We start from the raw sequence: 26,239 nt of genomic DNA, 5'->3' as shown, positions 1-26,239 counted from the left end.
AAGAATTAAGCGTTTGGGACATAAGTCATTGCGGCTTATGTCCCAAACGCTACTCGCTTTTTAGAAAGTTGGCGATAGCAATGTTAAAATTAGACAAAATCCAAGCAAATAAAATTGTTGAAAAGTTAATGGCGGATATTCCTTATAACATCAATATTATGGATGAACGAGGAAAAATTATTGCGAGTGGAGATTCTGCTCGAATTGGGGAGCGCCATCGTGGTGCAGAAAGAGCCATCAATGAACGGAAAAATATTGAAATTTATAAAGATACTTCTTTAGAGAAAAAAGGCACCAATGAACCGATTATTTTGAATGATCACATTTTAGGTGTCGTAGGCATTTCAGGAGAACCAGACGAGGTGCGCAAATTTACCAAGCTTGTGCGCTCGATTGTTCTTTTACTGACAGAAGAATTAAATACACAACAAGAACGCGAAAAAAAGAAGAAACAAAAAAATCAGTTTATCAAGCACTTAATGCATGTTGATTCTGCTTACTCAGAAGCCTTAAAATTTGAAGCGTTGGAACTATATAACCTTCAATTAGATGACCAGAATCATTGTGTACTAACCAAGGACAAGCGCTTATTATCCAGTTATTATCCTGGCCATGAAATATTTGAATGGGAAAATTGTTATCTGGTGATTACTTCTGAACCACCTCAGATAACAAAGCCAGTAACAGAATACCTTGTAATAAGTTCGGAAAAAGCCACGATTCAACAAATGGTCCAAGAGGCACAAAACACGTATTTACTTCTATCGTTTCTCCAATTAGAAAAGGCTAAGTTTTACCAAGCAGAAGATTTTTTCATTCAAGGAATTTTTAATTTTCCTTTTCATATTGAATTGGACTTTTTTGAAACCATCCAGACGATTTATGATGAATACTATGAAACCGTTATTTTTTTCGCCAATCATAACTTAAACATCAATGAAACCTCACAAGTATTACATATCCATCGAAATACATTGAATTACCGCTTGAAACGAATTCATGAATTGACGGGGATGGATCCAAAAGTTTGGCAAGATTTTTGGAAATTGTTCTATTATTTTGCCTATTGCTTTAAAGAACGTTTTGAAAAGTAGTGAGGAGCAGGAATGCTTGTTTGTTAAGCAAGTGTCAGCATATTTTTCGCCAGAATCAAAAATATCTTTTATAATAATTGTAAGGAATCAAACGATTTAGATATCAATGAGGAGTGGTACCAGTGAAAAAAGCAGTTTTAATTGTTAACCCCAGTTCTGGTGGTGAAAAAGCCAAAGAATTTGAAACGTTAGCAGAAGAAAAATTAAAACAGTTATTTGATGAAGTTGTAGTGAAACAAACAGAAAAAGGCGGCGATGCAGAACAATTTGCCCGTGAAGCTGCGGAAAGTCACTTCGACAGTGTTTTCGTAATGGGGGGAGATGGAACCGTTAATGAAGGAATTAGCGGGTTGGCAGAACAAGCTTACCGCCCAAAATTTGGCTTTTTTCCTTTAGGAACGGTGAACGATTTAGCGCGAGCCTTGAATTTACCGATGGATCCTGAAGAGGCGATTCAACAATTAGATTTAGAAAAAACCAGTGCTTTAGACGTGGGGAAAATCAATGACGACTACTTTATGAATGTCGTTGCGATTGGGACGATTCCAGAGTCAATTAACGACGTGGACGTTGAACAAAAAACGAAGTTAGGAAAACTCGCTTATTTTATTTCAGGTGCCAAACATTTAGCGAATGCTCAAACGTATCCTTTTCATTTAAGCTTGGATCAAAAAGAACAAACCATTGAAAGTAGTACCGTTTTAGTTGGCTTAACGAATTCAATCGGTGGGTTTGAAACATTATTACCAGAGGCCCAAGTGGATGATGGCAAACTTCATTTAGTTTATTTAAAAGATCAATCATTGTGGGATGCAGTAAAAGCAGTCCCAGATTTGTTAAAAGGTGTCGACCAGTCCACTGATAATTTAGTTTACCTAACCTTTAAAGAAGGAACAATCTCCTTAGAAAACCAAGAAGAATTAACCACTAATGTGGATGGTGATGAAGGAGCTGCTTTGCCAATTACGCTGGAAATTTTGCCTAAACACTTGACGGTCTATTGCGGTGAAGAACAAACAAAATAGCTGATTTTTTGAGAAAAGCTGGAACATTTCTATTTGTTTAAAAAACAGATAAGTTCTGGCTTTTCAAATCATCTAAAAGAGAATCAATCAGGGGCTATGCTATACTTTGTTTCTACATATTGATAGATAAGGGAGTTAATGAGATGAGAAGAAAAAAACATAAAAACAAAAAGAAACAAGAACTTTTTGAAGAGATTGAAAAACAAGAATTAGCAGAACAAGAAACTAAGCAATTGAATGAAGAAATCGAAGACCCAGAATTTCGTTCTTTTTTTCAAGATGTCTTGAAAAAATTTCCACAAAAAACGTCTACGGCCATAATGAATGCTTTCGCAACTTCTAAAGGTAAAGCAGAACAATTAGTGACGAACAGTCAAACACAACTCGACAAAGTATTTGATGAATTTTTGGCTGGTGTTTCACCTGACGTGAAAAAGAAAAGTCATCAAACGATTCATTTTGCTGCATTGTCAGCAGCAATTATTGGGTTTTCGCCAATTCCATTTTCGGATGCTTTTTTACTGGTACCTGTTCAATTAACTATGATGTCACGGCTGCATAAAATTTTTGGTCAGTCTTGGTCTGAAAGTTTAGGTAAAAGTTTAACCAAAGAATTAGTAGTGGTTAGTTTAGGTAAGAGCGCAGTCGGGAATATTCTAAAAGTGATTCCTGTTGTCGGAACTGTGACTGGTGGCATGGTCAATGCTTCAGTTGCGGTAGCAATTACGGAAGCGCTTGGCTGGGTGACCGTCAAAATGTTAAACGATGGTGTTGATATCTTTGATGATGTGATGTCTTTCAAAGGACAATTTTCAACATTATTTAAAGCCATCCAAAATGCTAAAAAGAAATAATCGCTGTATCGATTAACTAGGGTGAGACACATTTAAACTTTTTTAAGTAATTCGTAGCAAATTTCCAAGGTTTTCGTCACAAATTATTCACAGGTTCTCGTTAATATATAAGCATACCAACAAAACACCCAACATAAACACTTTTCATTTTTACTCCTCAAGTAAAAATAACTCCTTTCCACTCAGTCTACCCAACTGAGTGGTTTTTTTGCGAAAAAAGAGGGCGTTGAACAATTTGTTCAACGCCCTCTTTTAATAGATGGGGAAGTCATTTGTTAAGAATTATTTTTTCCATTCTGCTACTTGGTCTTTATGTGAATCAACCCAATCACGTGCAGCTTCTTGTGGGTCTTTGCCTTCGTTAATTTCTAACATGACAGATTCCATATCCTTAGTTGTCCAATGGAAATTATCTAACACTTTGTAAGCTTCTGGTTGATCTTCTTTTAGGCCTTGGCGAGCCATTGTGTGAATCGCTTCTTCGCCGCCCATAGTGCCTTTTGGATCAGCTAAATATTTTAAATCATATTTTGCAAACATCCAGTGAGGAGACCAGCCAGTAATAACGATGTCTTCGTTGTTTTTAATTGCTTGTCCTAAGGCGACAGTCATGGCACCTGATGAAGAAGTTTCAACAGACCAATCTTTCAAATTAGGATAAGCTTCTTTAGTTTTCTCTGCTGCTGCAACAACACCAGCCCCAGGTTCAATTCCAGTAATCTTTTTCCCAGCTTGATCAGATAAATCTTCGATAGAATCAACATCCATATAAGAAGGGACGACAATTCCTAGCTTCGCGCCTTTAAGGTTTTCACCAAGGTCGTCTAATTTATCTTTATATTGTTTATATTGCTCTGCGTGAGTTCCTGGCAGCCACGCACCAACCATGGCATCTGTTTCACCTTTAGCTACAGATTCCCACATAATTGCGTTATCTAAAGGAGTCGTTTTAACATCATATCCCATATCTTTTAAGACTTCGGTAACCACATGTGTGGAGGCTACTTCGGTATCCCATTCCACATAAGAAAGGGAAATTTGCTTATCATTTGTTGTTGTAAAAATTGAAGCACCAACTAAGCCAGCGACAATTACAACAACCGCTGCAATAATCCCGTATTTTTTCTTTTTAGAGGTGGCACCAGCTGCTTTAGGGGCTGCTTTTTTATTATTTAAATGTTGAGTAAAACGGTCAATGATAATCGCTAAAATAACTAAAGCCACACCATTTACGAAACCGTTCCCGACTTGTGCACGTTGTAAAGCGGAAAGGACGCCACGTCCTAATCCAGGCGCACCAATCATTGAAGCAATAACTACCATTGATAGGGCTAGCATGGTTGTTTGGTTAACACCAGCCATAATCGTGTTTTTGGCTAAAGGTAATTCTAGTTTGAATAATTTTTGCCAGCCAGTACTACCGTAAGAATCAGCTGCTTCAACAAGTTCATTTGGCACTTGTCGAATTCCTAAGTTCGTAAAGCGCACGGTTGGTGGTAAAGCGAAGATAACAGAGGCGAAGACCCCAGGAACCATACCAATTCCGAAGAATGCAACGGCTGGAATCAAGTAAACGAAACCAGGCATTGTTTGCATGAAGTCCAAAATCGGTGTAATAATACTCTTGGCTTTTTCACTTTTCGCCATTAAAATCCCTAGTGGCACACCAATGATAATGGAAATAACACTAGAAAGTAAAACTAACGTAACGGTACTCATTAAATCGTTCCATAAGTTTTGATTATAGATAAACATTAAGCCGATAAACGTGAATAAACTTAAGCCGATTTTTTTATTAGAAATAAAGAAAGCAGCAATCGTTAATAGCACAATCAGCACAAGTGGTGGTACGGCTGTTAGTAAGGCAGTAATGTTGTCCATTACACTTTGACCAATTGTTTGTAAAAAGCTGAATAATCCAGCAAATGTTGAAGTTAACCAATCAGTAAAACTTTCAACCCAAGACGCGACAGGTAATTGATACTTATTCATGTTCGTTCACCTCTGTTTCTGCAAGTGCTTCAAGTACGCTACCACGGATGACCACGCCTAATAGTTTGCCGTTATCAGTCACGGCAAGAGGCGTTTGTGCATCATAAATCAGTGGGAAAATATCATTCACTAACATATCTTTGTCGATTGTTTGAATTTCTGGATCCACACATTCTACAAGAGAAGTCCCGTTTTTACGCGCTTCTAAAGCTTTTTCTGCGCGTACAACGCCTTTTAGTTGGCGTTTTTTATCCACGGCAAGTAACATACTCACTTCTTCTTGACGCATCCGTTTTAAAGCAACAGTTGGGCCATCAATTTCAATGTTAGTAGTTAAAGCAGGTACCATAATATTTTGGGCAGTTAAGACTTTTGAACGATCCACATCTTCCACGAAGGTTCGCACATATTCGTTGGCTGGGTTGGTTAAAATTTCTTCTCCAGTCCCAATTTGCATAATTTGACCATCTTTCATCAAAGCAATCCGGTCGCCGATTCGTAAAGCTTCATTCAAATCATGTGTGATAAAGATAATGGTTTTTTTGACATTTTCTTGTAAATCTAATAGTTCGTCTTGCATTTCACGACGAATTAACGGATCAAGAGCAGAGAACGCTTCGTCCATTAATAAAATTTCTGGATCGTTAGCCAAGGCACGAGCAAGGCCGACACGTTGTTGCATCCCACCAGATAATTGACTTGGTAATTGGTCTTTAAAAGCAATTAAGCTAGAATTTTCTAAGGCTTTTTCAGCTTTTGCTTGGCGTTCTTCTTTAGGAACACCACGAATTTCTAAACCATATTCCGTATTTTCTAAGATAGTTCGATGGGGGAAAAGACCAAAGTTTTGGAAAACCATGCTCATTTTATTTCGACGTACTTCACGTAATCCTTCTTTATCTAAAGAAGAAATATCTTGTCCATCAATATAAATATTTCCTGAAGTTGGTTCAATCAAACGATTTAATAAACGAATTAATGTTGATTTCCCACTTCCTGATAACCCCATAATAACGAAAATTTCGCCTTCTTCAACTTCGAAATTTACATCATAAACACCGACTGTGGCACCCGTTTTTTCTAAAATTTCTGTTTTGCTTTTGTTGGCACGAATCATTTCAAGTGCCGGTTTGGTTTTCTTACCAAAGATCTTGGTAAGGTGATTTACTTTTACTTTTGGCAAATCATTGTTCCTCCTCATTAAAAAAAGTGACTACATCAGACTACTATAAAGTTGTCACTTTGTCAAATTAGATGAAAATCTTTCTGAAAATGAAGAAAAACAGTATTTTAACTAGGTTTTATAGTGGTTTTTTATGAAAAATAGAAATAATAAATAAAAAAAGTGACTATTTACCGCAAGATAAGTAGTCACTTTTTTGTTTAAGGATAAAAGAAATTCTGCACTCGTTGTAAGGTTGATTCGTCATGTCCAACAAAATAAAGTGTGTCGTTCAACGAAATCTTTGCATATGGACCAGGTGAGACCAGAAGCTCTTCTTTGTGTTTGATGGCGATAATCGTTGCCGAAGTGTTTTGCCAAAAATTCATTTCGCTAATCGTCGCCTCAAGATAAGCAGCTTCTTCTGTTAAAACTAATGAATAAGGATTCATTGGATTGAAAGAATCAAAACGCTTTGTTTGTTCAACAAGAGTATCTAGAATGCTAGAAAAATGAGTAAGTTCTTCTTTTTGTTTCGCTACGCTATCTAGCAATTCTTCTTTAATTTCAGCAATCGTTTGAACGTCTTGATATTGTGTCACAAAGTCCTGCGCTTTTTCTTTTGATGCCACATAGAAGCCGCTGCCGTGTTTGGCTTTAACGATTTCTAAATCGACTAAAACGATAATGGCTTTGCGGGCTGTTTCTGGCGACACTTGGTATTGGTTAGCTAGGGTGGAACGGGCATGGATTTTATCTCCAACATGTAATTTGCCTTCTGCAATTTTTTCCGCAACATCAACGGCGATTTGTTGATATTTGGGCTTCGTTAAACTGATTTTTTTGGAAGCCATAGTGAATCCCTCCGTTAATTGTTATTTTCCATTTCTTCTAATTCTAAACTGAAATTTTCCCATTGCTCAAGTAGTTCATCTTGTTGCTGACGAGCGTCATCTAATTGTTGGTTTAAAGCCAGCAATTCAACATGATTTTCTAGAATGTCTGGTTGACTCATTTGTGCTTCTAATTGTGCAATTGTCGTATCTAACTGAGCAAGATTTTCTTCGACTTGTGTTATTTTTCTTTGCAAAGTACGGAGTAATTTTTGTTGCTCCTTGTTTTGATAAAAGGTATTTTTGGCTGTAACTGGTTCGGGTTTTTTCGCCGCTTCTTCATTAGCTAAGAGGGCAGCGATTTCTTCTTCCTCTTGTTTCTTTTCTAAATAATAATCATAGTCGCCTAAATAAAGTTTGCTGCCTTTTTCAGAAAGCTCAACAACTTTTGTTGCAATTCGATTGATAAAGTAACGGTCATGGGAAACGAAGAGGATGGTTCCTTCATAATCAATCAGCGCATTTTCTAAAACTTCTTTATTATCGATATCCAAGTGGTTGGTTGGCTCATCGAGAATCAAGAAATTGTCACGATCCATCGCTAATTTTGCTAATGCCACACGGGCTTTTTCGCCACCGCTTAATAAAGGAATCGTTTTTTCAACATCATCTCCACTGAAGAGAAAGCCGCCTAAAATACTTCGAATCTCTTTTTCAGGTGTGGTTGGGTGTTCATCCCATAATTCCGCTAAGACCGTTTTATTGCCATGTAAATTGGCTTGCTCTTGGTCATAGTAACCTACAGAAACATTGGTGCCAAAAGTTTTACTTCCTTTAATGAAAGGAATGCGGTCAATAATTGATTTCAAGAGAGTGGATTTACCAATTCCGTTCGGTCCGACTAAGGCAATGGCTTCTTTACGACGAATATCCAAGTGAATAGGTTCGGATAAAATATGTTCTGGGTCGTAACCAATGGCGGCATCTTCGACTTGTAAAACAACATTTCCCGAGACTTTTTCACTATCGAAAAGAAAATGCGCCGATTTTTCATCTCCTTGAGGTCGGTCTAAACGGTCCATTTTTTCTAATACTTTTCGGCGACTTTGTGCACGTTTTGTTGTAGATGCACGAACCAGATTTTTGGCAACGAAATCTTCTAACTTATTGATTTCTTCTTGTTGCTTTTCATACGCTTTCCATTCACTGGCTAATTGTTCTGCTTTTAACTCTAAGTATTTGGAATAGTTTCCTTTGTAGTGAGTCATTTTTTTGCGACTCAGTTCATAAACTTCATTAACTACCTTATCTAAAAAATAACGATCGTGGGAAACAATCAATAGGGCGCCGGCATAGCTTGGCAAATAAGATTCCAGCCAAGAAAGCGTCTCGATATCTAAGTGGTTTGTAGGCTCGTCCAGAATTAAAATATCTGGTTTTTGTAAAAGCATTCTCGCTAATGCAAGCCGGGTTTTTTGACCACCAGATAAGGTTTGAATATCTTTCGTGTAAAAGGATTCATCAAAGCCAAAGCCGTGAAGGACTGAGCGAATTTCATTTTCATAGCCGTAGCCATTTTTTTCAGAAAACGTATGTTGCAATTGATCGTACTCTTTTAAAATTCCTTCATAAACGGAGGTGGTTGGCTCCATTTCACTAATTTTGGTTTCTAATTCTCGCATACGCTGTTCCATTTCTAGGATGTCAGCGAAGGCTTTTGTCATTTCTTCCCAAACGGTTTTATCTGATTCTAAGCCGGTATTTTGAGCTAAATAACCTAACGTAGCAGTTTTATTTTTGGCAATGGTTCCGCTATCGGGAGCATCAATGCCTGCAATGATTTTTAAAAAAGTCGATTTTCCAGCACCATTACGACCAACTAAGGCAATCCGACTTTTTGTTGCAATTTCTAAATGTATGTTTTCAAACAATGTTTCCGAGCCAAAATGCCGGGCAACTTGATTTGCTTGTAATAAAATCATCAGTAGTCCTCATTTCTAAATTCATTGCCCTTAGTGTAGCATAAAATCTGCTAAAATAGCACGTATCAAAAAATGCTTTGTGAAGGTTTATACCTTTTATCACAAACTTTTGAAGAAAAATGCTATTTTTGAGCCATAGAATTGCTTTTTATTGTGAAAAACTGCTATTATGTTAATGGATAAGATTTAAGTGAAAGTATTGGAGGTCCAATTGTGAAAGATCAAGTTATTCCAAAAGCAACGGCGCGACGCCTTCCTTTATATTATCGCTACTTAAGAATGTTACATGATACAGGAAAAAATAAAGTCTCATCAACTGAATTAAGTGAAGCGGTACAAGTAGACAGTGCGACTATTCGTCGTGACTTTTCATATTTTGGTGAATTAGGTAAACGTGGGTACGGCTATGATGTTGAAAACTTAATGAACTTTTTTGCAAAAACATTGAATGAAGATGAGTTAACCAATGTCGCATTAATCGGGGTTGGTAATTTAGGAAGTGCTTTATTAAAGTACAAATTCCATCAAAGCAACAGTATTCGTGTAAGTTGCGCATTTGATGTGAATGAAGATATTGTGGGACGCATTGTTGACGGTATTCCGGTTTATCCAATGGAAGATATGATGGAACAAATCCGTGTTCAACAAATCGAAGTAGCTATTTTAACTATTCCAGCTCGCAAAGCGCAAGAAGTTGTGAACAAACTTGCCGAAGCAGGGGTTAAAGGCATTCTAAACTTTACGGCTGCGCGTTTAGTAGCGCCACCTGAAGTATTAATTCAAAATGTTGACTTAACCAACGAATTACAAACATTAATTTATTTCTTACATCATGACAATGAATTGATTGACGAAGAAGAATAAGCAAAAGAAAAGGGCCTAGTCGTTTAGACGAAGGCCCTTTTCTTATTGAATTGCACCATTATGCAAAAGTAGTTGAACAATAATCACAATCGTATTCATGCCGCAATGGGCAATAATTGAGGTCCAAATTTTTCCAGTTTGCTTGTACAAAAGAGCAAAGAAAAATCCCATAAAGAAATAAACAAAAAAGTGACCATCGGCATGTGCGAGTGAAAAAATCGCCGAACTAACAGTAGCCGCAATCCAGAAATTTGTAAAAGGCTGGATTAAATGGATAAATGCATAACGAAAGACGAATTCTTCCATAATCGGACCACCGATAGTAGTTGCCAAAATAAATAAAGGATTTGCCAAAATCACCGCTACAATAGCTTGTGTATTTTGAGAAGTAGCTTGTTCTCCTGTGATGGCTACTTCAATGGCAAAAGTAACCCCTTGAATCAGCATGGCAATGAAAATCCCACTAACACCTAGTAAAAAAATAAAAATAGGTGATTTCAAGGTTGCTGTTTCCTCTAAAGGAGAAGGTTCTGTTGTTTTTAAAAAGATGCCAATCATTACAAGGGCGCCAATAATGTAGAGAGCAGTTGTCACATTAATCGCTGCATTGGGGGAAATACCCGAAAAAAGTAACGGCCCGAAAAAAGCGATAATGTATGTGACTAAAATAAATAAACTTGATTTTCTTAAGGTCATGGTTAATCCTTTCTATAATTATTTTTTACGATTATTGCGATATCCTAATAAAAGAAAAACGAATAAGAAAAAGAAAAGAGATTCCCAAAGTGTCGAAACAATTCCTTCTGTGACACTGAAAACAAGATTTCCTAAATTCGCTATCACAAAATAAACGAATGTTGCTATTAGTGCTGTAAGTAAACGTTGTTTCATTTTATTCGCCTCCAATCGTAGTCAATTTATTTTACCATGAATTAAAGGATTGGAAAAACATTCCATGAAAAAAGAATACTCAATAAAAAATGCGTATCTTATAATTGACAAGAAAAAGAGAGAAAAGACTTGCATTTTTAGAGTGAAATGAGTATTATAAATAGTGTGAGTTAGCACTCTTGTGTATCGAGTGCTAAAATAAGCGAAAACTTTTTATTTGGAGGGATTTATTGTGTTAAAACCATTAGGCGATCGCGTCGTAATTAGAGTCGCGAAAGAAGAAGAAAAAACTGTTGGAGGAATTGTTCTTGCATCCGTTGCAAAAGAAAAACCACAAACAGGTGAAGTTATCGCAGTAGGTGAAGGTCGTGTGCTTGAAAATGGCACAAAAGTTCCGATGGAAGTAAAAATTGGTGACACAGTAATGTTTGAAAAATATTCAGGAACAGAAGTGAAATACGAAGGCGTAGAATACTTAATTGTATCAGCCAAAGACATTATTGCCACTGTTGAATAATAAACAACTTTTACAGAATAATATAATAGAAGAAAAAAATTATGAGGTGAAGAAATCATGGCAAAAGAGATTAAATTTGCAGAAGATGCACGTGCAGCAATGCTACGCGGAGTAGATGTATTAGCAGATACAGTGAAAGTGACATTAGGCCCTAAAGGTCGTAACGTTGTTTTAGAAAAATCATTTGGTTCACCATTGATTACTAACGATGGAGTAACAATTGCTAAGGAAATTGAATTAGAAGATCATTTTGAAAACATGGGCGCAAAATTAGTTTCAGAAGTTGCTTCTAAAACGAATGATATTGCTGGTGACGGAACAACAACAGCGACTGTTTTGACACAAGCCATTGTTCGTGAAGGCTTAAAAAACGTAACTGCTGGAGCTAACCCATTAGGTATTCGTCGTGGGATTGAATTAGCAACAAAAACAGCAGTAGAAGAATTACACAATATTTCATCTGTAGTTGATTCAAAAGAAGCGATTGCACAAGTCGCTGCTGTTTCATCAGGTTCTGAAAAAGTCGGCCAATTAATTGCCGATGCAATGGAAAAAGTTGGTAACGACGGCGTAATTACCATTGAAGAATCAAAAGGGATTGAAACAGAATTAGATGTGGTTGAAGGAATGCAATTCGACCGCGGTTATTTATCTCAATACATGGTTACTGACAACGATAAAATGGAAGCTGTTTTAGAAAATCCATATATCTTAATTACCGACAAAAAAATCTCAAATATTCAAGATATCTTACCTTTATTAGAACAAATTCTACAACAAAGCCGTCCACTATTGATCATTGCGGATGATGTTGATGGGGAAGCTCTACCAACATTAGTATTGAACAAAATCCGTGGTACATTTAATGTTGTCGCAGTAAAAGCGCCAGGATTTGGTGACCGCCGCAAAGCGATGCTTGAAGATATTGCTATTTTAACAGGTGGTACAGTAATCACTGACGACTTAGGATTAGAATTAAAAGACACAACTATTGAAAACTTAGGAAATGCTAGCAAAGTAGTTGTCGACAAAGATAACACAACAATTGTTGAAGGTGCTGGTTCAAAAGAAGCCATTGATGCCCGCGTTCATTTAATTAAAAACCAAATCGGCGAAACAACGTCTGATTTTGATCGTGAAAAATTACAAGAACGTTTAGCTAAATTAGCTGGCGGGGTTGCTGTCGTTAAAGTCGGTGCTGCTACTGAAACAGAATTAAAAGAATTAAAATTACGAATTGAAGATGCATTAAACGCAACACGTGCCGCTGTAGAAGAAGGCATGGTTTCTGGTGGTGGTACCGCACTGGTCAATGTAATTGGTAAAGTCGCTGCGCTAGAAGCTGAAGGCGATGTGGCAACAGGGATCAAGATTGTCGTTCGTGCATTAGAAGAACCAATCCGTCAAATCGCTGAAAATGCTGGTTATGAAGGATCAGTGATTGTTGACAAACTAAAAAATGTTGACTTAGGTATCGGATTCAATGCAGCTAACGGTGAATGGGTAAACATGGTTGAAGCCGGTATTGTTGACCCAACAAAAGTAACTCGTTCTGCCTTACAAAATGCAGCTTCTGTGTCAGCTTTATTATTAACAACTGAAGCAGTTGTTGCAGACAAACCAGAACCAGCTGCACCAGCTCCTATGATGGATCCATCAATGGGCATGGGCGGTATGATGTAAAAATAAAAAAGTATTCTAAAAGCTTACGATTGAAAAATCGTAAGCTTTTTTTACATAAAGAATAAATAATCTAAATAATATCTTTGCTTATAGTATTTTCTCAAATATTTACTCATTTAACAAAAAAGATGATAATTTAAAGGCTTCGTTTTAGCTAGACAGCCTTGTTTTTATTCGATAAAATTTAGTAATAACAATCATTTTTTGAAAACTAGTAGTTGGTAATTTTTATTTATTAATAGAATATAAATAAAAATTATTATATTTTGAAGGGGAATATTAGGAAGATTGAGGTGGAAAAATGGAAAAATATACAATTGGTGTCGTTCCTTTGACAATTGAAACAAAAGAATACTGTCAAAATTGGTTTGTTAGTAATCAAGTAGAATGTCAGATCATCCAAGGAACAAATATACTTCTTCATTTGCACCATATTGATGGATTAGTGATTGAAGTTACTGACCACCAGCAAGTAAATACTTGTTGTGAGTTATTAATGACGATTCGCAAGCAGTCAGATTTACCGATTTGGTTATTTTCTCGGACAGAAGTAATTAGTAAAGTCAATCGAATTATTTATTTACAATTAGGTGCAGATGGCGTTTTTGATCATTCTTATGATCGTCAAGAATGCATGTTAAGCATGAGTAATTTATTGCAACGTGTAAAAAGACGTTTTTATCCTAAATTAGCTATTGCAAACGAGGAACAAACAGTTACTAAGAATCTTTCTGAGAGATTGTATTTAATTGCGCCAAATTTGAGTGTTTGCTTGGGAAGTGGAGAAGAAATTCTTTTAACAAAATTGGAATTTTTCACAATAGAGTATTTATACAAACACGCAGGACAAACAATTACATATGAAGAACTCTACAAAAATGTCTGGAAAGATACTGCGAATGAACGAAAATATCGTGTCGCTAATGTGATTTTCCATTTGCGTAAAAAAATTGAACAAGATGTGAACAAACCACAATATATCAAAACAATTCGCTCAAAAGGCTATATGTTAACGGTGTAAAAGGTACGAAGGAGGAGAAACAAATGTGGCAATTTTTGACTAAAAACAATGAAGATGAGGAGTATGAGAAGATGCCGGATTTTGAAAATGAACAATCGATGAAAGCACAACCAAAGGTAACAGAGGAAGCAATCTTTGATGACGAGTTCGTTTATGCAAAAGAGCAATCCGCAAAAGTAAAACAGGTCCAGCAACAAGTGCCGACTGAACTGTCAGAAGAGTCATTTTCTTTTGTTGAAAAACTAGAAGAAGAAAATCAACTATATCAGCAATCCATTAAAAAGCTAACGGAGCAATTATTAATGCAAACCAATGAAGTGGAAGCATTACAAAAACAAGTAGTCGAAAAAGATGTTCAACTTAAACATGTTAAAGAAACATTAAGTGATAAAGAAACAACTATCACTTCTTTACAGAAACAATTGTCTGAAGAAAAGATGCAACAGAGACAGACCAGTGAAGAGAATTTAGACACAGCCGTTACGCTTTCTCAAAAAGAAATTGGCGAAGTGTTATTGGAAGCCAAACGTCAAGCAAAAGAAACAATTAGTCAAGCCAAACAACAAGTTGCAACAGTTCATGAAGAAATGGAACAACGTTTAGCAACTTTAACACGCATGAAGCAAGTGGCAAGAGAGTACCAAGCTTATTGTGAACAAATGCTGACAATCAAGAATGAATCAACAGGAACGTACCAACAGATAGAGCAGTTATTAGCAGAAATAAAGAGGTAAATGAAGGAGAAATGCGATGAAAAAAAGAAAGGCAAGATATTTGAAGTTGGTATGTATTGGAATTTTAGGGATTTATGCGGGAGCCAGTTACTACAATTCGGAACCATTAATCGCTCAAGAAGAGACCGAAACGAGGGACGAAAGTCGACAGCTATCGCTGGAAGAAAAAAGAGCGGACCAAGCCAATCAAGATCAAGGAACCCTTACTTCTTCAACGCTGAACGAAACAATAATAAGTTCGTCTGAACAACAAGAAAGTTCAACACAAAATGACAGCGGTGACCATCAGGAAAATAATGTGGAACCTTCAGAATCTGAAAATAGTTTACCGCCACAAGAAAAGCCAATTGCTAGTACTAAACTAACCGAATCGTTACAAAGTGAGCAACCAGCGTCTGAAGAGCGTAAAGCACTCACTGAAAAGCCGCCTCATAATCAGGAACCACAAAATTCTACATTAACTGAAAAGACCAAAGAGCCGTTGGTACATTCAGAGATAGACAATAGTCAAGAAAAGGAAAAGCAAGCAGGAATTCAACAACAAGCCGAGGCAAATTTTGTTGTCCAAGGGAATGCTTCTACTTCTGAGTTTATTAGAAAAATTGGTGAAGAAGCACGAGTTATTGGTCAGCAACATGATCTATACGCTTCTGTCATGATAGCTCAAGCTATTTTAGAAAGTGGCTCGGGCAATAGTGCGTTAGCGGCGGCGCCAAATTATAATTTGTTTGGCATTAAAGGCGCTTACCATGGTCAAAGTGTCAGCTTTCCCACACAAGAAGATGATGGTAAAGGGAAGATGACCACCATTCATGCCGATTTTCGTCAGTATCCATCTTATAAAGAGTCATTAACAGACTATAGTAAATTAATTATCAATGGGCTGGCGGGTAATCCGACGTTTTATCACGGTGTTTTGAAAGCAAACACGACGAATTATCAGCAGGCAACAAAATTTTTAACAGGTCGTTATGCAACGGATACATATTACGATAAAAAATTAAACGCGTTGATTGAAACCTATCAATTAACTGAATACGATCAAGAAAAGAAGAAACCAGTAGTGACTAATTTGGCAGAAGAAAAGAAACCTTCGTTTGATAAGGAAGCAGTCAAAGAACAGCTAAAAAAAGAAGCAGTCATCTATGAAGTAAGCAAAGGAGATTCTCTCGCCACCATTAGCCAGACGTTTGGTGTGTCAGCAACAGCCATATTAAAACAAAATTCAAAGACTCAAGAAATGTTTTATATTGGCCAAAAAATCACGATTCCTCAGCATACAGCGGCGACTTCTCTAGAACCGAAAGAACAAGCGTTACTTCAATCACTAATAATCAGTAAATCGGTGACTAATGCTTTGGAAACAGCAGAGCAATCAAATGGTACAGCGAATGACTCAAAAACAGAGTCTACTGAGTATTATGAAGTAAAAAGAGGAGAGACACTCGCAAAAATTGCAAAAAAAACGGGCTATTCCTTAACCGCCCTCAAGCAGGCAAATGACTTAACGTATTCTGTATTAACCGAAGGACAAACGATAGCACTTCCTAAGCTAAAGGACTAATGCTGATTTAACTTATTGGTCGATAGAGTCAATATATTATTAGAGTAAGAGTAGAGGGTAAGTTCATTCATGGATTAACTTTTCCTCTACTCTTACTATGTTTTTCATAAATACTTAATAAATAGTAAAATTAGCAAGAGAATTGTGTCTTTACACAAAATAGATAGGTTTTCTTGCCGAAGTTTGATAAAATGATTAGTTGAAAGGATGCGTGAAAATTGAAAGAATTATTTCGTAAATACCGAGAAGTACTGGCTTATTTATTTTTTGGTGGTGCAACGACGGTCGTCAACTTAGTTGTGTTTTTTGTTTGTCAAAATGTGTTAGGGCTGGATTACAAGATAAGTAACACAATTAGTTGGTTTTTATCTGTTCTATTTGCCTTTTTCACGAATAAATATTGGGTATTCGCAAGTAAGCATGAAAGCATAGCTGGTTTTTTTAAAGAAATGGGCTTATTTTATTGGTACCGAATTTTATCTTTTGTGGCTGATATGGGTTTAATGATTCTCCTAATTGATGGCATTCATTTTTCATCGTTTTGGGCGAAAATGATTACACAAGTTGTAGTAGTGATTTTAAATTATTTCTTCAGTAAATTTTTCATTTTTAAAGAAAAAGAGGTCTAAGCAGATTTTAGGCTAAAAAAAATTTTTTTGTTATAATATAAACAAGTTTTTAATACAAAGAATAGAGGTAGAAAACGATGGACTATACATATGCAGATGATAGTTTGACATTGCATACAGATATGTATCAAATCAATATGATGCAAACATACTGGGAATTAGGGAGAGCAGATTTACATGCTGTTTTTGAATGTTACTTTAGAGAGATGCCCTTTAATCATGGCTACGCAATTTTTGCAGGTTTAGAACGTTTAGTCAATTATCTCGAAAATTTAACGTTCACAGAATCTGATATTGCATATCTCCGAGAAGTTGAAGAATATCCAGAAGATTTCTTGACGTATTTAGCAAATTTTGAATTTAAATGTACTGTACGCTCTGCTTTAGAAGGGGATTTGGTTTTTAATAACGAACCGTTAATTCAAATTGAAGGTCCTTTGGCACAATGTCAATTGGTAGAAACTGCCTTGCTAAATATGGTGAATTTCCAAACATTAATTGCGACAAAAGCGGCTCGAATTAAATCCGTGATTGGCGATGATCCTTTATTGGAATTTGGAACACGCCGAGCACAAGAATTAGATGCTGCCATTTGGGGCACAAGAGCCGCCTATATTGGTGGGGCGGACGCGACAAGTAATGTTCGTGCTGGTAAAATTTTTGGTATTCCGGTTAGTGGGACTCACGCCCATTCATTGGTTCAGTCGTATGGAAATGATTATGAAGCATTCATGGCGTATGCCAAAACACATCGGGATTGTGTTTTCCTTGTTGATACGTATGATACTTTGAAAGCGGGTGTGCCAAGCGCAATTCGAGTAGCTCGAGAAATGGGTGATAAAATTAATTTCCTAGGTGTGCGGATTGATAGTGGCGATATGGCTTATATTTCTAAACGAGTTCGTGAACAACTGGACGAAGCTGGCTTTACTGAAGCAAAAATTTATGCATCGAACGATTTAGATGAAAATACGATTTTGAATCTAAAAATGCAAAAATCAAAAATTGATGTATGGGGCGTGGGTACCAAGCTGATTACGGCCTATGATCAACCGGCTTTAGGAGCGGTGTTTAAATTAGTTTCAATTGAAGGTGAAGATGGTCAAATGAAAGATACCATTAAACTATCTAGCAATGCTGAAAAAGTGACAACACCAGGAAAAAAACAAGTCTGGCGCATTACACGTAAATCTGATAAAAAGTCAGAAGGGGACTATGTGACACTTTGGAATGAAGATCCTCGCCAAGAAGAAGAAATTTATATGTTCCATCCCGTTCATACCTTTATTAATAAGTATGTCCGTGATTTTGAAGCACGGCCAGTACTCCAGGATATTTTCGTTGAAGGAAAACGTGTGTACGAATTACCAACTTTAGATGAAATTAAACAATATGCAAAAGAAAATTTAGATTCACTTTGGGAAGAATACAAGCGGGACTTGAATCCGCAGAAATATCCAGTGGACCTTTCAACAGATTGTTGGAACCACAAAATGAATTTATTGGAAAAAGTGCGTAAAGACGTTAAACATTTAACGGAAACGGTGAATAAGGAGGCCTAGAAATGACAACACTTCAAGAAAAAATCATTCAAGAGTTAGGTGTGTTACCGACAATTGATCCAAAAGAAGAAGTTCGTAAAAGTATTGATTTTCTGAAAGCTTATTTAACTAAACATCCTTTTTTAAAAACCTTTGTCTTGGGAATTAGTGGCGGACAAGATTCAACATTAGCTGGGCGCTTAGCACAATTAGCGATGACTGAAATGCGCGAAGAAACAGGAGATATGTCGTATCAATTTATTGCGATTCGCCTTCCTTACGGTGAGCAAGCAGATGAAGCTGATGCACAAGCCGCGCTAGCCTTTATCCAGCCAGATGTTTCTTTACGAGTGGATATTAAACCAGCAGTGGATGCAATGGTTGGTTCGCTAGAAAACGCTGGCGTTCAAATTAGCGATTTTAATAAAGGGAACATGAAAGCACGTCAACGTATGATTACACAATATGCAGTAGCTGGCGAAAATGCTGGCGCAGTAATTGGCACAGACCACGCAGCCGAAAATGTCACAGCTTTCTTCACCAAATATGGTGATGGCGGAGCGGATATTTTACCGTTATTTCGTTTAAATAAGCGCCAAGGAAAAGCTTTGCTGAAAGAACTTGGGGCACCAGAAGCCTTGTATTTAAAAATACCAACAGCTGATCTAGAAGATGACAAACCGTTAGTTGCAGATGAAGTTGCCTTAGGTGTCACGTATGATGCCATTGATGATTATTTGGAAGGCAAAAAAGTCTCGGAAACAGATCAACAAACAATTGAAAACTGGTATAAAAAAGGACAACACAAACGGCATTTACCCATTACAATTTTTGATGATTTTTGGAAATAAAAACACAGACCATCGGCGAACGAACGATGGTCTGTGTTTTTTATATAACTACTTTTCAGAAAGTAAACGTTGCTACAGCAACTATTCTATGATAATGAAAGTCGTTTTCATTTAGACGTTTTCACTTTCTTTTTCAAAACAGAAAAGGTACGCTCAATAATGTAAAGTGAATGATGGGAGAGAAAAAGAGATGAAGCATGTAACAAAATTGGGGATTACAATTATAACAGGAGTTTTGGCATTATTATTTGAATTTATTTTACATCAGCCGAATTGGGCGTATGGCATTATTTTAATAACAGGTTCTGTAATGGCGTTAATGATGTTCTGGGAAATGATTCAAACCTTACGTGAAGGAAAATATGGTGTCGATATTTTAGCGATTACCGCTATCGTCGCGACCTTAGCTGTGGGAGAATACTGGGCCAGTTTGATGATTTTAATTATGTTGACTGGTGGTGATTCATTAGAAGACTATGCCGCTGGAAAAGCTAACCAAGAGCTGAAGTCATTATTGGATAACTCGCCACAAAAAGCTCATCGCTTGAATGGCGAAAATTTAGAAGATGTTTCTGTTGAGGAAATCAATGTTGGCGATGAATTAGTAGTAAAACCAGGGGAACTAGTTCCAGTTGATGGCTTGGTAAAAACCGGGACATCAACAGTCGATGAATCTTCATTAACAGGAGAATCAAAACCAATTGAAAAAAATCCTGGTGATGAATTAATGTCGGGTTCCGTGAATGGTGATGGCTCTTTGAAAATGGTTGCTGAAAAAACTGTAGCCGACAGTCAATATCAAACGATTGTGAACTTAGTGAAAGAATCTGCGGCACGTCCAGCTCATTTTGTACGTTTAGCAGACCGCTATGCGGTACCTTTTACACTAGTTGCCTACTTAATTGCAGGTGTTGCTTGGTTTGTTTCAAAAAGTCCGACACGTTTTGCGGAAGTCTTAGTTGTTGCTTCGCCGTGTCCTTTAATTCTATCTGCCCCAATTGCTTTAGTGGCAGGGATGGGTCGTTCAAGTCGTCATGGGGTCGTTATTAAATCGGGAACGATGGTCGAAAAATTAGCTTCTGCAAAAACGATTGCGTTTGATAAAACAGGCACGATTACGCAAGGACAACTTTCTGTTGATCAAGTCCAACCAATCAATGCTGAAATAACTGCTGCTGAATTAGTGGGATTGGCAGCAAGCGTGGAACAAGAATCAAGTCATATTTTAGCTAGATCAATTGTTGCTTATGCCAGAAAGCAAGATGTCCCATTAAAAAATATTACAGATCTAGCGGAAGTTTCTGGTGCTGGCGTGAAGGCATTTGTGGATGGTGCTGAGATACGGGTAGGTAAAAAGAATTTTGTGACACAAGAGTCTCAAACAACTGAAAAAATTGATAAAACGACCATTCATATTTCACGTAATGGCACATATTTAGGCCGAATTACTTTTACAGACACAGTACGACCAGAAGCAAAAGAGACTATGGAAAAATTACACCAATTACATCTTCAACGAATTTTAATGCTGACGGGGGATCAAGAATCCGTCGCAGAAACGATTGCTGCAGAAGTAGGAATTACCGAAGTACATGGGGAATGTTTACCACAAGATAAGTTAACTATTCTAAAAGAATTGCCCAAAGAAAACCATCCAGTCATCATGGTAGGGGATGGTGTAAATGATGCACCTTCGCTTGCTGCTGCAGACGTAGGTATTGCTATGGGCGCTCATGGAGCTACTGCGGCTAGTGAAACTGCTGACGTTGTTATTTTAAAAGATGACTTAAGTAAAGTCAGCCAAGCGGTCGAAATTGCCCAAGATACCATGAAAATTGCCAAACAATCTGTATTAATCGGAATTTTTATCTGCGTTTTACTAATGCTAATTGCTAGTACCGGGATCATTCCGGCGCTAATCGGGGCTATGCTACAAGAAGTTGTGGACACTGTGTCAATCTTATCTGCTTTGCGTGCTCGTCGAATTGGCAAGTAAGGTGGAACAATTAATTGCCTGAATGTCCAGCTTAGTGGTAAAATAAAGGTACGTTTTTAATATTAATAAGTTACAGGGGAGAGATTGTGCAATGAAAGGAAACCAAATAGATGGGCAACCAGTCACGGAAGAACAACTATTAAAAGAAGGCTACCGTAAATATACTGGGGAAGGAATTGATATCTTTTATAATAAAGATATTTGTGAACATATTGGTAATTGTGTTCGCGGAAATCCAGAAGTCTTTGAAGTTGGTCGGAAACCATGGATTATTCCAGATAACGGAAGTGTTGAAAATGACATGATTGTGGTAGATTCATGTCCAAGTGGTGCTCTAAAATATATTCGGAAAGCAGGGAACGAATATGCAAATTAAAGAAGAAAACAATCGTTTTGCTCTATATAACGATGAAAACCAAGAAATTGGTGAAATGACATGGTCAGATGCTGGTGAAAGCATGATGATTATTGACCATACGTTTGTTGATCCAACTTATCGTGGACAAAAATTAGCTGAAAAACTTGTTTTAGCCGGTGTTGAAAAAGCGAGAAAAGAGCATAAAAAAATTATTCCGCTATGTCCATTTGCCAAAAAAGAATTTGATACTAAACCTGAATACGGAGACGTATTGAGAAAATAAAAAAGAAGCTAGCAACAGCCGCAAGTAGAAATCTGATTCCTACTTGCGGCTGTTGCTATTAGAGACAAATAAGGAAAGACATTAAATTTCACTGGTGTTTACAGATAAAATATGCTACATTAAAGTAGATGAATTTCGCATATTTGTATAAAAAGGAGAATTAACGCATGTATAATCTAATCTTAACGTTGGTCATCATTTTATCTGTTTTAATCGTCATTACTGTTATGATGCAACCAAGCAAACAAAACAGTGCAGCAAGTGCCTTCACTGGCGGTGCAGATAAATTATTTGGGAAGCAAAAAGCGCGCGGCTTTGAAGCTGTTATGCAACGCTCAACAGCAGTTCTTGGCGCAATTTGGATGATTTTATTATTTGTTTTGGCGTTCTTATCTTCAAAATAAGTACGTAATCTTTTAAAATGACAAGTTTAGAACAGAGAGATGAGTGCGGACACTTATTTTTCTGTTCTTTTTCTTTCTGAAAAAGTCTTTGAAACTTATCATTTCGGAAGGTTTTCTTTGGAGAATATGATAGAATGAAGCTGAGGTGAGCGAAGTGGCAAAAAAAATCAATTTACCGAAGCCGTTATTTTCAGAAAAAGGAAAACGGGCGGTCCTTTTATTACACGCTTATTCTGGCAGCAGTAATGATGTACGGATGTTAAGCAGACGTTTAGAAAAAGAAAATTATACTGTCTATTCGCCTAATTTTTCAGGACATGGCACGCTAGTTCCTGAAGATATTTTAGATCAAACAACGGAACAATGGTGGCAAGATACACAAGAAGCAGTCGCTTTTTTGAGAGAAAGAGGCTACCAAGAAATTGCCATTTTTGGTTTATCAATGGGCGGGATTTTCAGTATGCATGCATTAACGGAACAATTAACAGGATTAATTGGTGGTGGATTTTTCTGTTCACCGATCTACCCTGTCGAAAATAAAGTCCCAGAAAATTTTGTATTATACGCAGAAAACGTGATGAAAATTGCAGAAGTTCCTGCAGAGGAACAACAAAGCCGGTTGCAATCGATTGAGCAACGAGTCAAACAACAATTAGGAGCGATTGAAACAATTGCTAGTCAGACGGCAGACAAACTAAACAAAATCCACGCACCTCTTTTCTTAGCGCAAGCTGGCAAAGATGAAATGATTGAGCCAATGGGCGTCTATCAAACGGCCCAAGCGCTAACACAAGCACGTGTGACCTTACAATGGTACCCAAACAGCGGACATGTCATTACGGTGAGTGGAGAACACAAACAATTAGAGCAAGATGTGGTGCAATTTTTAGCAACACTACCTTGGAATGAGGAGAAATAATGACAAAACAAACAATTAAAGAGCAAATTTTACATTTCATGGAAAGCCAAAAAAAGAAAAGCTTTTCAATGGAAGAAATTGCACAAGGCTTGAATTTAGAAAAAAGTTCAGATTTTAAAATTTTAGTGCAAACCATTGCACAAATGGAACGAGAAAAGTCAGTTAGTTTCAACAAAAAAGGCAAAGTCCTGTTACCAATGAAAGACTTATTAATAGAAGGAACGTTTCGTGCAAATGAACGAGGCTTTGGTTTCGTGACCATCGATCCTGAAGAACCAGATGTTTACATTCCTAAAGAGGCAACGAACTTTGCAATGGATGGGGACACGGTTTTAATCGACGTGATCCAACATGCGGATCCTTTTTCAGATCGCGGCGCAGAAGGTAAAGTCAAAGAAATTAAAGAGCGAGCAGTGAGCCAAGTTGTCGGAGAATTTGTGGCATATAGTGAAGAAGAAATGGCAGAAATGGGACTGTATGGCTACATGATTCCCAAAGATAAGAAATTGAATCAGTATACTGTATCAATTGCACCTGAAGGGATTAAGCCAGTAGATGGCAGCATTGTCATTGCTGAAATTACCTATTATCCAGATCAAGAATATCCAACGAGTATGGAAGGACTAGTCAAACAAGTGATTGGTCATAAAAATGATCCAGGAATGGATATTTTATCAATCGTGGTGGCTCATGGAATTCCCACAGCATTTCCTGATGAAGTTTTAGCTGAAGCGGACCAAGTACCAGAAACTATTGCAGAAAGCGATTTAGTCGGTCGTCGGGATTTACGTGATCAGTTGATTGTGACGATTGATGGAGAAGATGCGAAAGATTTAGATGATGCGGTAACGGTACAAAAGTTAGCAAATGGCAATTTCTTTTTAGGGGTGCATATTGCAGATGTTTCTTATTATGTAACTGAAGGAAGCCAATTGGATATGGAAGCGTATGAACGCGGCACAAGTGTCTATTTGACAGACCGAGTTGTGCCAATGATTCCGCAGCGATTATCAAATGGGATTTGTTCGCTAAACCCACATGTTCCACGTTTAACCATGAGCTGTGAGATGGAAATTACACCAGAAGGAGAAGTTATTTCGCATGAAATTTTTCAAAGTGTGATCCAAACAACGGAGCGAATGACCTATACAGCAGTCAATGAAATTTTAGAAGAGCAAAAACCTGAAACGTTAGAACGCTACAAAGAGCTAGTTCCCATGTTTAAAGAGATGGGCGAGCTGCACCACATATTAGAAGAGATGCGTATGCGCCGTGGTGCGATTTCTTTTGAAGATCGTGAAGCCAAAGTCCTAGTTGATGAAAATGGTCATCCCAAAGATATTCTTTTACGCACGCGTGGCGTGGGTGAACGATTAATTGAATCTTTTATGTTGGCAGCGAATGAAACTGTGGCACGTCATTATCATGACTTAAAACTGCCATTTATTTATCGGATTCATGAACAACCAAAAGAAGAAAAAATGCAACGTTTCTTTGATTTTGCTGCAGTACTTGGCATTCTTGTTAAAGGAACAAAAGAAAACATTTCACCGAAAGATTTACAAAAAGTTTTAGAGCAAGTTGAAAATAAGCCGGAAGAAGTGGTTATCAATACGATGTTGCTAAGAAGTATGCAACAAGCGAAATACTCAGAAGACAACTACGGACACTATGGGTTGGCTGCTGAATATTATACGCATTTTACTTCACCAATACGTCGTTATCCAGATTTAATTGTGCATCGTTTGATTCGCAGCTATAGCCAAGATCAATCTGAAAAAAATCAAGAAAAATGGAACGAAGCATTACCAGAAATTGCCAATCATAGTTCAAGTATGGAACGTCGCGCAGTTGATGCAGAGCGTGAAGTGGACGCTATGAAGAAAGCCGAATTTATGGTAGATAAAGTGGGAGAAACGTATGACGGGATCATCAGCTCTGTCACAAAATTTGGTATCTTTGTGGAACTGCCTAATACAATAGAAGGCTTAATTCACGTGAACAACTTAAAACAAGATTATTTCCACTTTATTGAAAATCATATGGCGTTAGTTGGTGAACGGACGGGAATGACTTTGAAAATTGGTCAGAAAGTTCAAATCCGTGTTGAAAAAGCTGATCCAGAAACAAGAGAAGTTGATTTTGAATTGATTTCAGCTGAGGAAGTTGCGCCAGTCGAAGGACCAAAAGGACGTAAAAAAGGTAAAGCCAATTCTTCAACTCGTTCAAATAATCAACGAAGAAATAAAAAAGATGAATCATTTGATGGTAAGAAAAAGAAAAATAAGAAAAAAGGCAAAGGCAAAAAACAACCTTTTTATAAAGAAGCAATGAAACAAAAAAATAAAAAAGGGAAAAAGAAGAAGTAGAGGAGGTCGCTTATGCCAAAAGGGGAAGGAAAATTAATCGCACAAAACCGCAAAGCTAGACATGATTATTCAATTATCGATACGGTTGAGGCTGGGCTTGTTTTACAAGGAACAGAAATCAAATCTATTCGAAATGGTCGTATCAATTTAAAAGATGGTTTTGCACGAATTCGAAACGGGGAAGCCTTTTTGTATAATGTTCATATTAGTCCATATGAACAGGGCAATATTTTTAATCATGACCCATTACGTACCAGAAAATTATTATTACACAAAAAACAAATTAATAAGTTAATCGGCGAAACCAAAAATACAGGTATCACATTGGTACCTTTGAAGGTCTATATTAAAGACGGCTATGCCAAAGTTTTGATTGGTTTAGCTAAAGGGAAAAAGCAGTACGACAAGCGTGAAGACTTGAAACGTAAGGAAGTTGACCGACAAATCAGCCGAACATTAAAAAATAACCGACGTTAAAAATGTAAATTTATTCTTTTTCGCATATTTGCTTGCCTTTCTTCGGATTAGGTGTAAAATCTGGTAAGTGTTGAGTAAATGAATGTAAATGATTCATTTTTTAATCGCTTCGGAAAGCAGTACCACCCTGCATTAGATTGGTTTATGGAAAAGGTTTTCCAACCAATTTTCAACACATGAAATTTTAAAAGTAAAC

At 37.1% G+C, this 26,239-nt stretch carries 25 protein-coding genes; 19 read left to right on the top strand and 6 right to left on the bottom strand.

Features of this window, described 5'->3' with window-relative positions:
• The first annotated feature begins 80 nt into the window (after nt 1-80).
• The 3 genes from IGK70_RS10745 to IGK70_RS10735 all read left to right on the top strand — a co-directional run bounded on the left by IGK70_RS10745 (nt 81) and on the right by IGK70_RS10735 (nt 2,973).
• Nucleotides 81-1,094, top strand: coding sequence for a CdaR family transcriptional regulator (locus tag IGK70_RS10745; protein ID WP_104855577.1), 1,014 nt, complete (start codon nt 81-83; stop codon nt 1,092-1,094).
• 122 nt (nt 1,095-1,216) lie between these two features.
• Nucleotides 1,217-2,119: a diacylglycerol/lipid kinase family protein gene (locus IGK70_RS10740; protein WP_010713166.1), complete on the top strand. Its 903-nt coding sequence runs from the start codon at nt 1,217-1,219 to the stop codon at nt 2,117-2,119.
• A 119-nt stretch (nt 2,120-2,238) separates the two neighbouring features.
• Nucleotides 2,239-2,973 carry a YcjF family protein gene (locus IGK70_RS10735; RefSeq protein ID WP_002384134.1) on the top strand — a complete coding sequence of 245 codons (735 nt, stop codon included), beginning with the start codon at nt 2,239-2,241 and terminating at the stop codon, nt 2,971-2,973.
• Between the two features lie 282 nt (nt 2,974-3,255).
• On the opposite strand, the gene IGK70_RS10730 is transcribed toward IGK70_RS10735, so the two are convergent.
• From IGK70_RS10730 to IGK70_RS10715, 4 genes are all read right to left on the bottom strand, one after another.
• Nucleotides 3,256-4,965, bottom strand: a complete 1,710-nt coding sequence (locus IGK70_RS10730; RefSeq protein ID WP_104855576.1) for an ABC transporter permease/substrate binding protein — start codon at nt 4,963-4,965, stop codon at nt 3,256-3,258.
• Nucleotides 4,958-6,148, bottom strand: coding sequence for a quaternary amine ABC transporter ATP-binding protein (locus IGK70_RS10725; RefSeq protein WP_002388977.1), 1,191 nt, complete (start codon nt 6,146-6,148; stop codon nt 4,958-4,960). The genes IGK70_RS10730 and IGK70_RS10725 overlap by 8 nt, the downstream gene beginning before the upstream one ends.
• Nucleotides 6,149-6,348: 200 nt before the next feature.
• The gene (locus IGK70_RS10720) at nt 6,349-6,981 is read right to left on the bottom strand and encodes a GntR family transcriptional regulator (protein WP_002356525.1); all 633 of its coding nucleotides are present in this window, start codon (nt 6,979-6,981) and stop codon (nt 6,349-6,351) included.
• 14 nt (nt 6,982-6,995) lie between these two features.
• Nucleotides 6,996-8,942 (bottom strand): ABC-F family ATP-binding cassette domain-containing protein, encoded by a 1,947-nt coding sequence (locus IGK70_RS10715; protein ID WP_002381483.1) that lies wholly within the window; start codon nt 8,940-8,942, stop codon nt 6,996-6,998.
• 213 nt (nt 8,943-9,155) lie between these two features.
• Here IGK70_RS10715 and IGK70_RS10710 point away from each other — a divergent pair, with 213 nt between their 5' ends.
• Nucleotides 9,156-9,806 carry a redox-sensing transcriptional repressor Rex gene (locus tag IGK70_RS10710; protein ID WP_002356528.1) on the top strand — a complete coding sequence of 217 codons (651 nt, stop codon included), beginning with the start codon at nt 9,156-9,158 and terminating at the stop codon, nt 9,804-9,806.
• 42 nt (nt 9,807-9,848) lie between these two features.
• Here the strand turns inward: IGK70_RS10710 and IGK70_RS10705 are convergent, their stop codons facing one another.
• The gene (locus tag IGK70_RS10705) at nt 9,849-10,502 is read right to left on the bottom strand and encodes a CPBP family intramembrane glutamic endopeptidase (RefSeq protein WP_002356529.1); all 654 of its coding nucleotides are present in this window, start codon (nt 10,500-10,502) and stop codon (nt 9,849-9,851) included.
• A gap of 18 nt (nt 10,503-10,520) precedes the next feature.
• Nucleotides 10,521-10,697, bottom strand: a complete 177-nt coding sequence (locus IGK70_RS10700) for a hypothetical protein (protein WP_002356530.1) — start codon at nt 10,695-10,697, stop codon at nt 10,521-10,523.
• 232 nt (nt 10,698-10,929) lie between these two features.
• Between IGK70_RS10700 and groES the strand changes: the two genes are divergently transcribed.
• The 15 genes from groES to smpB all read left to right on the top strand — a co-directional run bounded on the left by groES (nt 10,930) and on the right by smpB (nt 26,043).
• Nucleotides 10,930-11,214 (top strand): co-chaperone GroES, encoded by a 285-nt coding sequence (groES, locus tag IGK70_RS10695; RefSeq protein ID WP_002356531.1) that lies wholly within the window; start codon nt 10,930-10,932, stop codon nt 11,212-11,214.
• A gap of 57 nt (nt 11,215-11,271) precedes the next feature.
• Complete coding sequence (groL, locus tag IGK70_RS10690) at nt 11,272-12,897, top strand: chaperonin GroEL (RefSeq protein WP_002362559.1); 1,626 nt, start codon at nt 11,272-11,274, stop codon at nt 12,895-12,897.
• Between the two features lie 301 nt (nt 12,898-13,198).
• The gene (locus IGK70_RS10685) at nt 13,199-13,918 is read left to right on the top strand and encodes a response regulator transcription factor (protein WP_002356534.1); all 720 of its coding nucleotides are present in this window, start codon (nt 13,199-13,201) and stop codon (nt 13,916-13,918) included.
• A 23-nt stretch (nt 13,919-13,941) separates the two neighbouring features.
• Nucleotides 13,942-14,652, top strand: a complete 711-nt coding sequence (locus IGK70_RS10680) for a hypothetical protein (RefSeq protein ID WP_104855575.1) — start codon at nt 13,942-13,944, stop codon at nt 14,650-14,652.
• Nucleotides 14,653-14,668: 16 nt separating this feature from the next.
• A complete protein-coding gene (locus IGK70_RS10675) occupies nt 14,669-16,216 on the top strand; it encodes a glucosaminidase domain-containing protein (RefSeq protein ID WP_002400942.1) in 1,548 nt (515 codons plus the stop codon).
• Between the two features lie 218 nt (nt 16,217-16,434).
• On the top strand, nt 16,435-16,845 hold the full coding sequence (locus IGK70_RS10670) for a GtrA family protein (RefSeq protein ID WP_002356537.1): 411 nt from the start codon (nt 16,435-16,437) through the stop codon (nt 16,843-16,845).
• Between the two features lie 77 nt (nt 16,846-16,922).
• Nucleotides 16,923-18,407: a nicotinate phosphoribosyltransferase gene (locus IGK70_RS10665; protein ID WP_002356538.1), complete on the top strand. Its 1,485-nt coding sequence runs from the start codon at nt 16,923-16,925 to the stop codon at nt 18,405-18,407.
• A 2-nt stretch (nt 18,408-18,409) separates the two neighbouring features.
• The gene (gene nadE / locus IGK70_RS10660) at nt 18,410-19,237 is read left to right on the top strand and encodes an ammonia-dependent NAD(+) synthetase (RefSeq protein WP_002356540.1); all 828 of its coding nucleotides are present in this window, start codon (nt 18,410-18,412) and stop codon (nt 19,235-19,237) included.
• Nucleotides 19,238-19,403: 166 nt separating this feature from the next.
• The gene (locus IGK70_RS10655) at nt 19,404-21,233 is read left to right on the top strand and encodes a heavy metal translocating P-type ATPase (RefSeq protein ID WP_002380658.1); all 1,830 of its coding nucleotides are present in this window, start codon (nt 19,404-19,406) and stop codon (nt 21,231-21,233) included.
• A gap of 91 nt (nt 21,234-21,324) precedes the next feature.
• Nucleotides 21,325-21,609, top strand: coding sequence for a (4Fe-4S)-binding protein (locus IGK70_RS10650; protein ID WP_002356543.1), 285 nt, complete (start codon nt 21,325-21,327; stop codon nt 21,607-21,609).
• Nucleotides 21,599-21,874, top strand: coding sequence for a GNAT family N-acetyltransferase (locus IGK70_RS10645; protein ID WP_002356545.1), 276 nt, complete (start codon nt 21,599-21,601; stop codon nt 21,872-21,874). The genes IGK70_RS10650 and IGK70_RS10645 overlap by 11 nt, the downstream gene beginning before the upstream one ends.
• Before the next feature lie 167 nt (nt 21,875-22,041).
• Nucleotides 22,042-22,278, top strand: a complete 237-nt coding sequence (gene secG / locus IGK70_RS10640; protein WP_002356546.1) for a preprotein translocase subunit SecG — start codon at nt 22,042-22,044, stop codon at nt 22,276-22,278.
• A 145-nt stretch (nt 22,279-22,423) separates the two neighbouring features.
• On the top strand, nt 22,424-23,197 hold the full coding sequence (locus tag IGK70_RS10635) for an alpha/beta hydrolase (protein ID WP_002384145.1): 774 nt from the start codon (nt 22,424-22,426) through the stop codon (nt 23,195-23,197).
• Nucleotides 23,197-25,566, top strand: coding sequence for a ribonuclease R (gene rnr / locus IGK70_RS10630; protein ID WP_002387150.1), 2,370 nt, complete (start codon nt 23,197-23,199; stop codon nt 25,564-25,566). The genes IGK70_RS10635 and rnr overlap by 1 nt, the downstream gene beginning before the upstream one ends.
• A gap of 12 nt (nt 25,567-25,578) precedes the next feature.
• Nucleotides 25,579-26,043 carry an SsrA-binding protein SmpB gene (smpB, locus tag IGK70_RS10625; protein WP_002356550.1) on the top strand — a complete coding sequence of 155 codons (465 nt, stop codon included), beginning with the start codon at nt 25,579-25,581 and terminating at the stop codon, nt 26,041-26,043.
• The last annotated feature ends 196 nt before the right edge of the window (nt 26,044-26,239 follow it).

It is taken from the genome of Enterococcus sp. DIV0358 (genome assembly GCF_051713465.1).
Classification (GTDB): Bacteria; Bacillota; Bacilli; order Lactobacillales; family Enterococcaceae; genus Enterococcus; species Enterococcus faecalis.
The sequence above is the reverse complement of the archived record's forward strand: the minus strand, read 5'-3'. Positions and strand labels throughout refer to the sequence as shown.

Coding starts and splice junctions, on each gene's coding strand:
- IGK70_RS10675 (WP_002400942.1), top strand. CDS start 14,669: ATGAAAAAAAGAAAGGCAAGATATTTGAAGTTGGTATGTATTGGAATT.
- IGK70_RS10680 (WP_104855575.1), top strand. CDS start 13,942: ATGTGGCAATTTTTGACTAAAAACAATGAAGATGAGGAGTATGAGAAG.
- secG (WP_002356546.1), top strand. CDS start 22,042: ATGTATAATCTAATCTTAACGTTGGTCATCATTTTATCTGTTTTAATC.
- nadE (WP_002356540.1), top strand. CDS start 18,410: ATGACAACACTTCAAGAAAAAATCATTCAAGAGTTAGGTGTGTTACCG.
- IGK70_RS10645 (WP_002356545.1), top strand. CDS start 21,599: ATGCAAATTAAAGAAGAAAACAATCGTTTTGCTCTATATAACGATGAA.
- IGK70_RS10650 (WP_002356543.1), top strand. CDS start 21,325: ATGAAAGGAAACCAAATAGATGGGCAACCAGTCACGGAAGAACAACTA.
- smpB (WP_002356550.1), top strand. CDS start 25,579: ATGCCAAAAGGGGAAGGAAAATTAATCGCACAAAACCGCAAAGCTAGA.
- IGK70_RS10665 (WP_002356538.1), top strand. CDS start 16,923: ATGGACTATACATATGCAGATGATAGTTTGACATTGCATACAGATATG.
- groL (WP_002362559.1), top strand. CDS start 11,272: ATGGCAAAAGAGATTAAATTTGCAGAAGATGCACGTGCAGCAATGCTA.
- IGK70_RS10685 (WP_002356534.1), top strand. CDS start 13,199: ATGGAAAAATATACAATTGGTGTCGTTCCTTTGACAATTGAAACAAAA.
- IGK70_RS10715 (WP_002381483.1), bottom strand. CDS start 8,942: ATGATTTTATTACAAGCAAATCAAGTTGCCCGGCATTTTGGCTCGGAA.
- IGK70_RS10730 (WP_104855576.1), bottom strand. CDS start 4,965: ATGAATAAGTATCAATTACCTGTCGCGTCTTGGGTTGAAAGTTTTACT.
- IGK70_RS10720 (WP_002356525.1), bottom strand. CDS start 6,981: ATGGCTTCCAAAAAAATCAGTTTAACGAAGCCCAAATATCAACAAATC.
- rnr (WP_002387150.1), top strand. CDS start 23,197: ATGACAAAACAAACAATTAAAGAGCAAATTTTACATTTCATGGAAAGC.
- IGK70_RS10700 (WP_002356530.1), bottom strand. CDS start 10,697: ATGAAACAACGTTTACTTACAGCACTAATAGCAACATTCGTTTATTTT.
- IGK70_RS10745 (WP_104855577.1), top strand. CDS start 81: ATGTTAAAATTAGACAAAATCCAAGCAAATAAAATTGTTGAAAAGTTA.
- IGK70_RS10705 (WP_002356529.1), bottom strand. CDS start 10,502: ATGACCTTAAGAAAATCAAGTTTATTTATTTTAGTCACATACATTATC.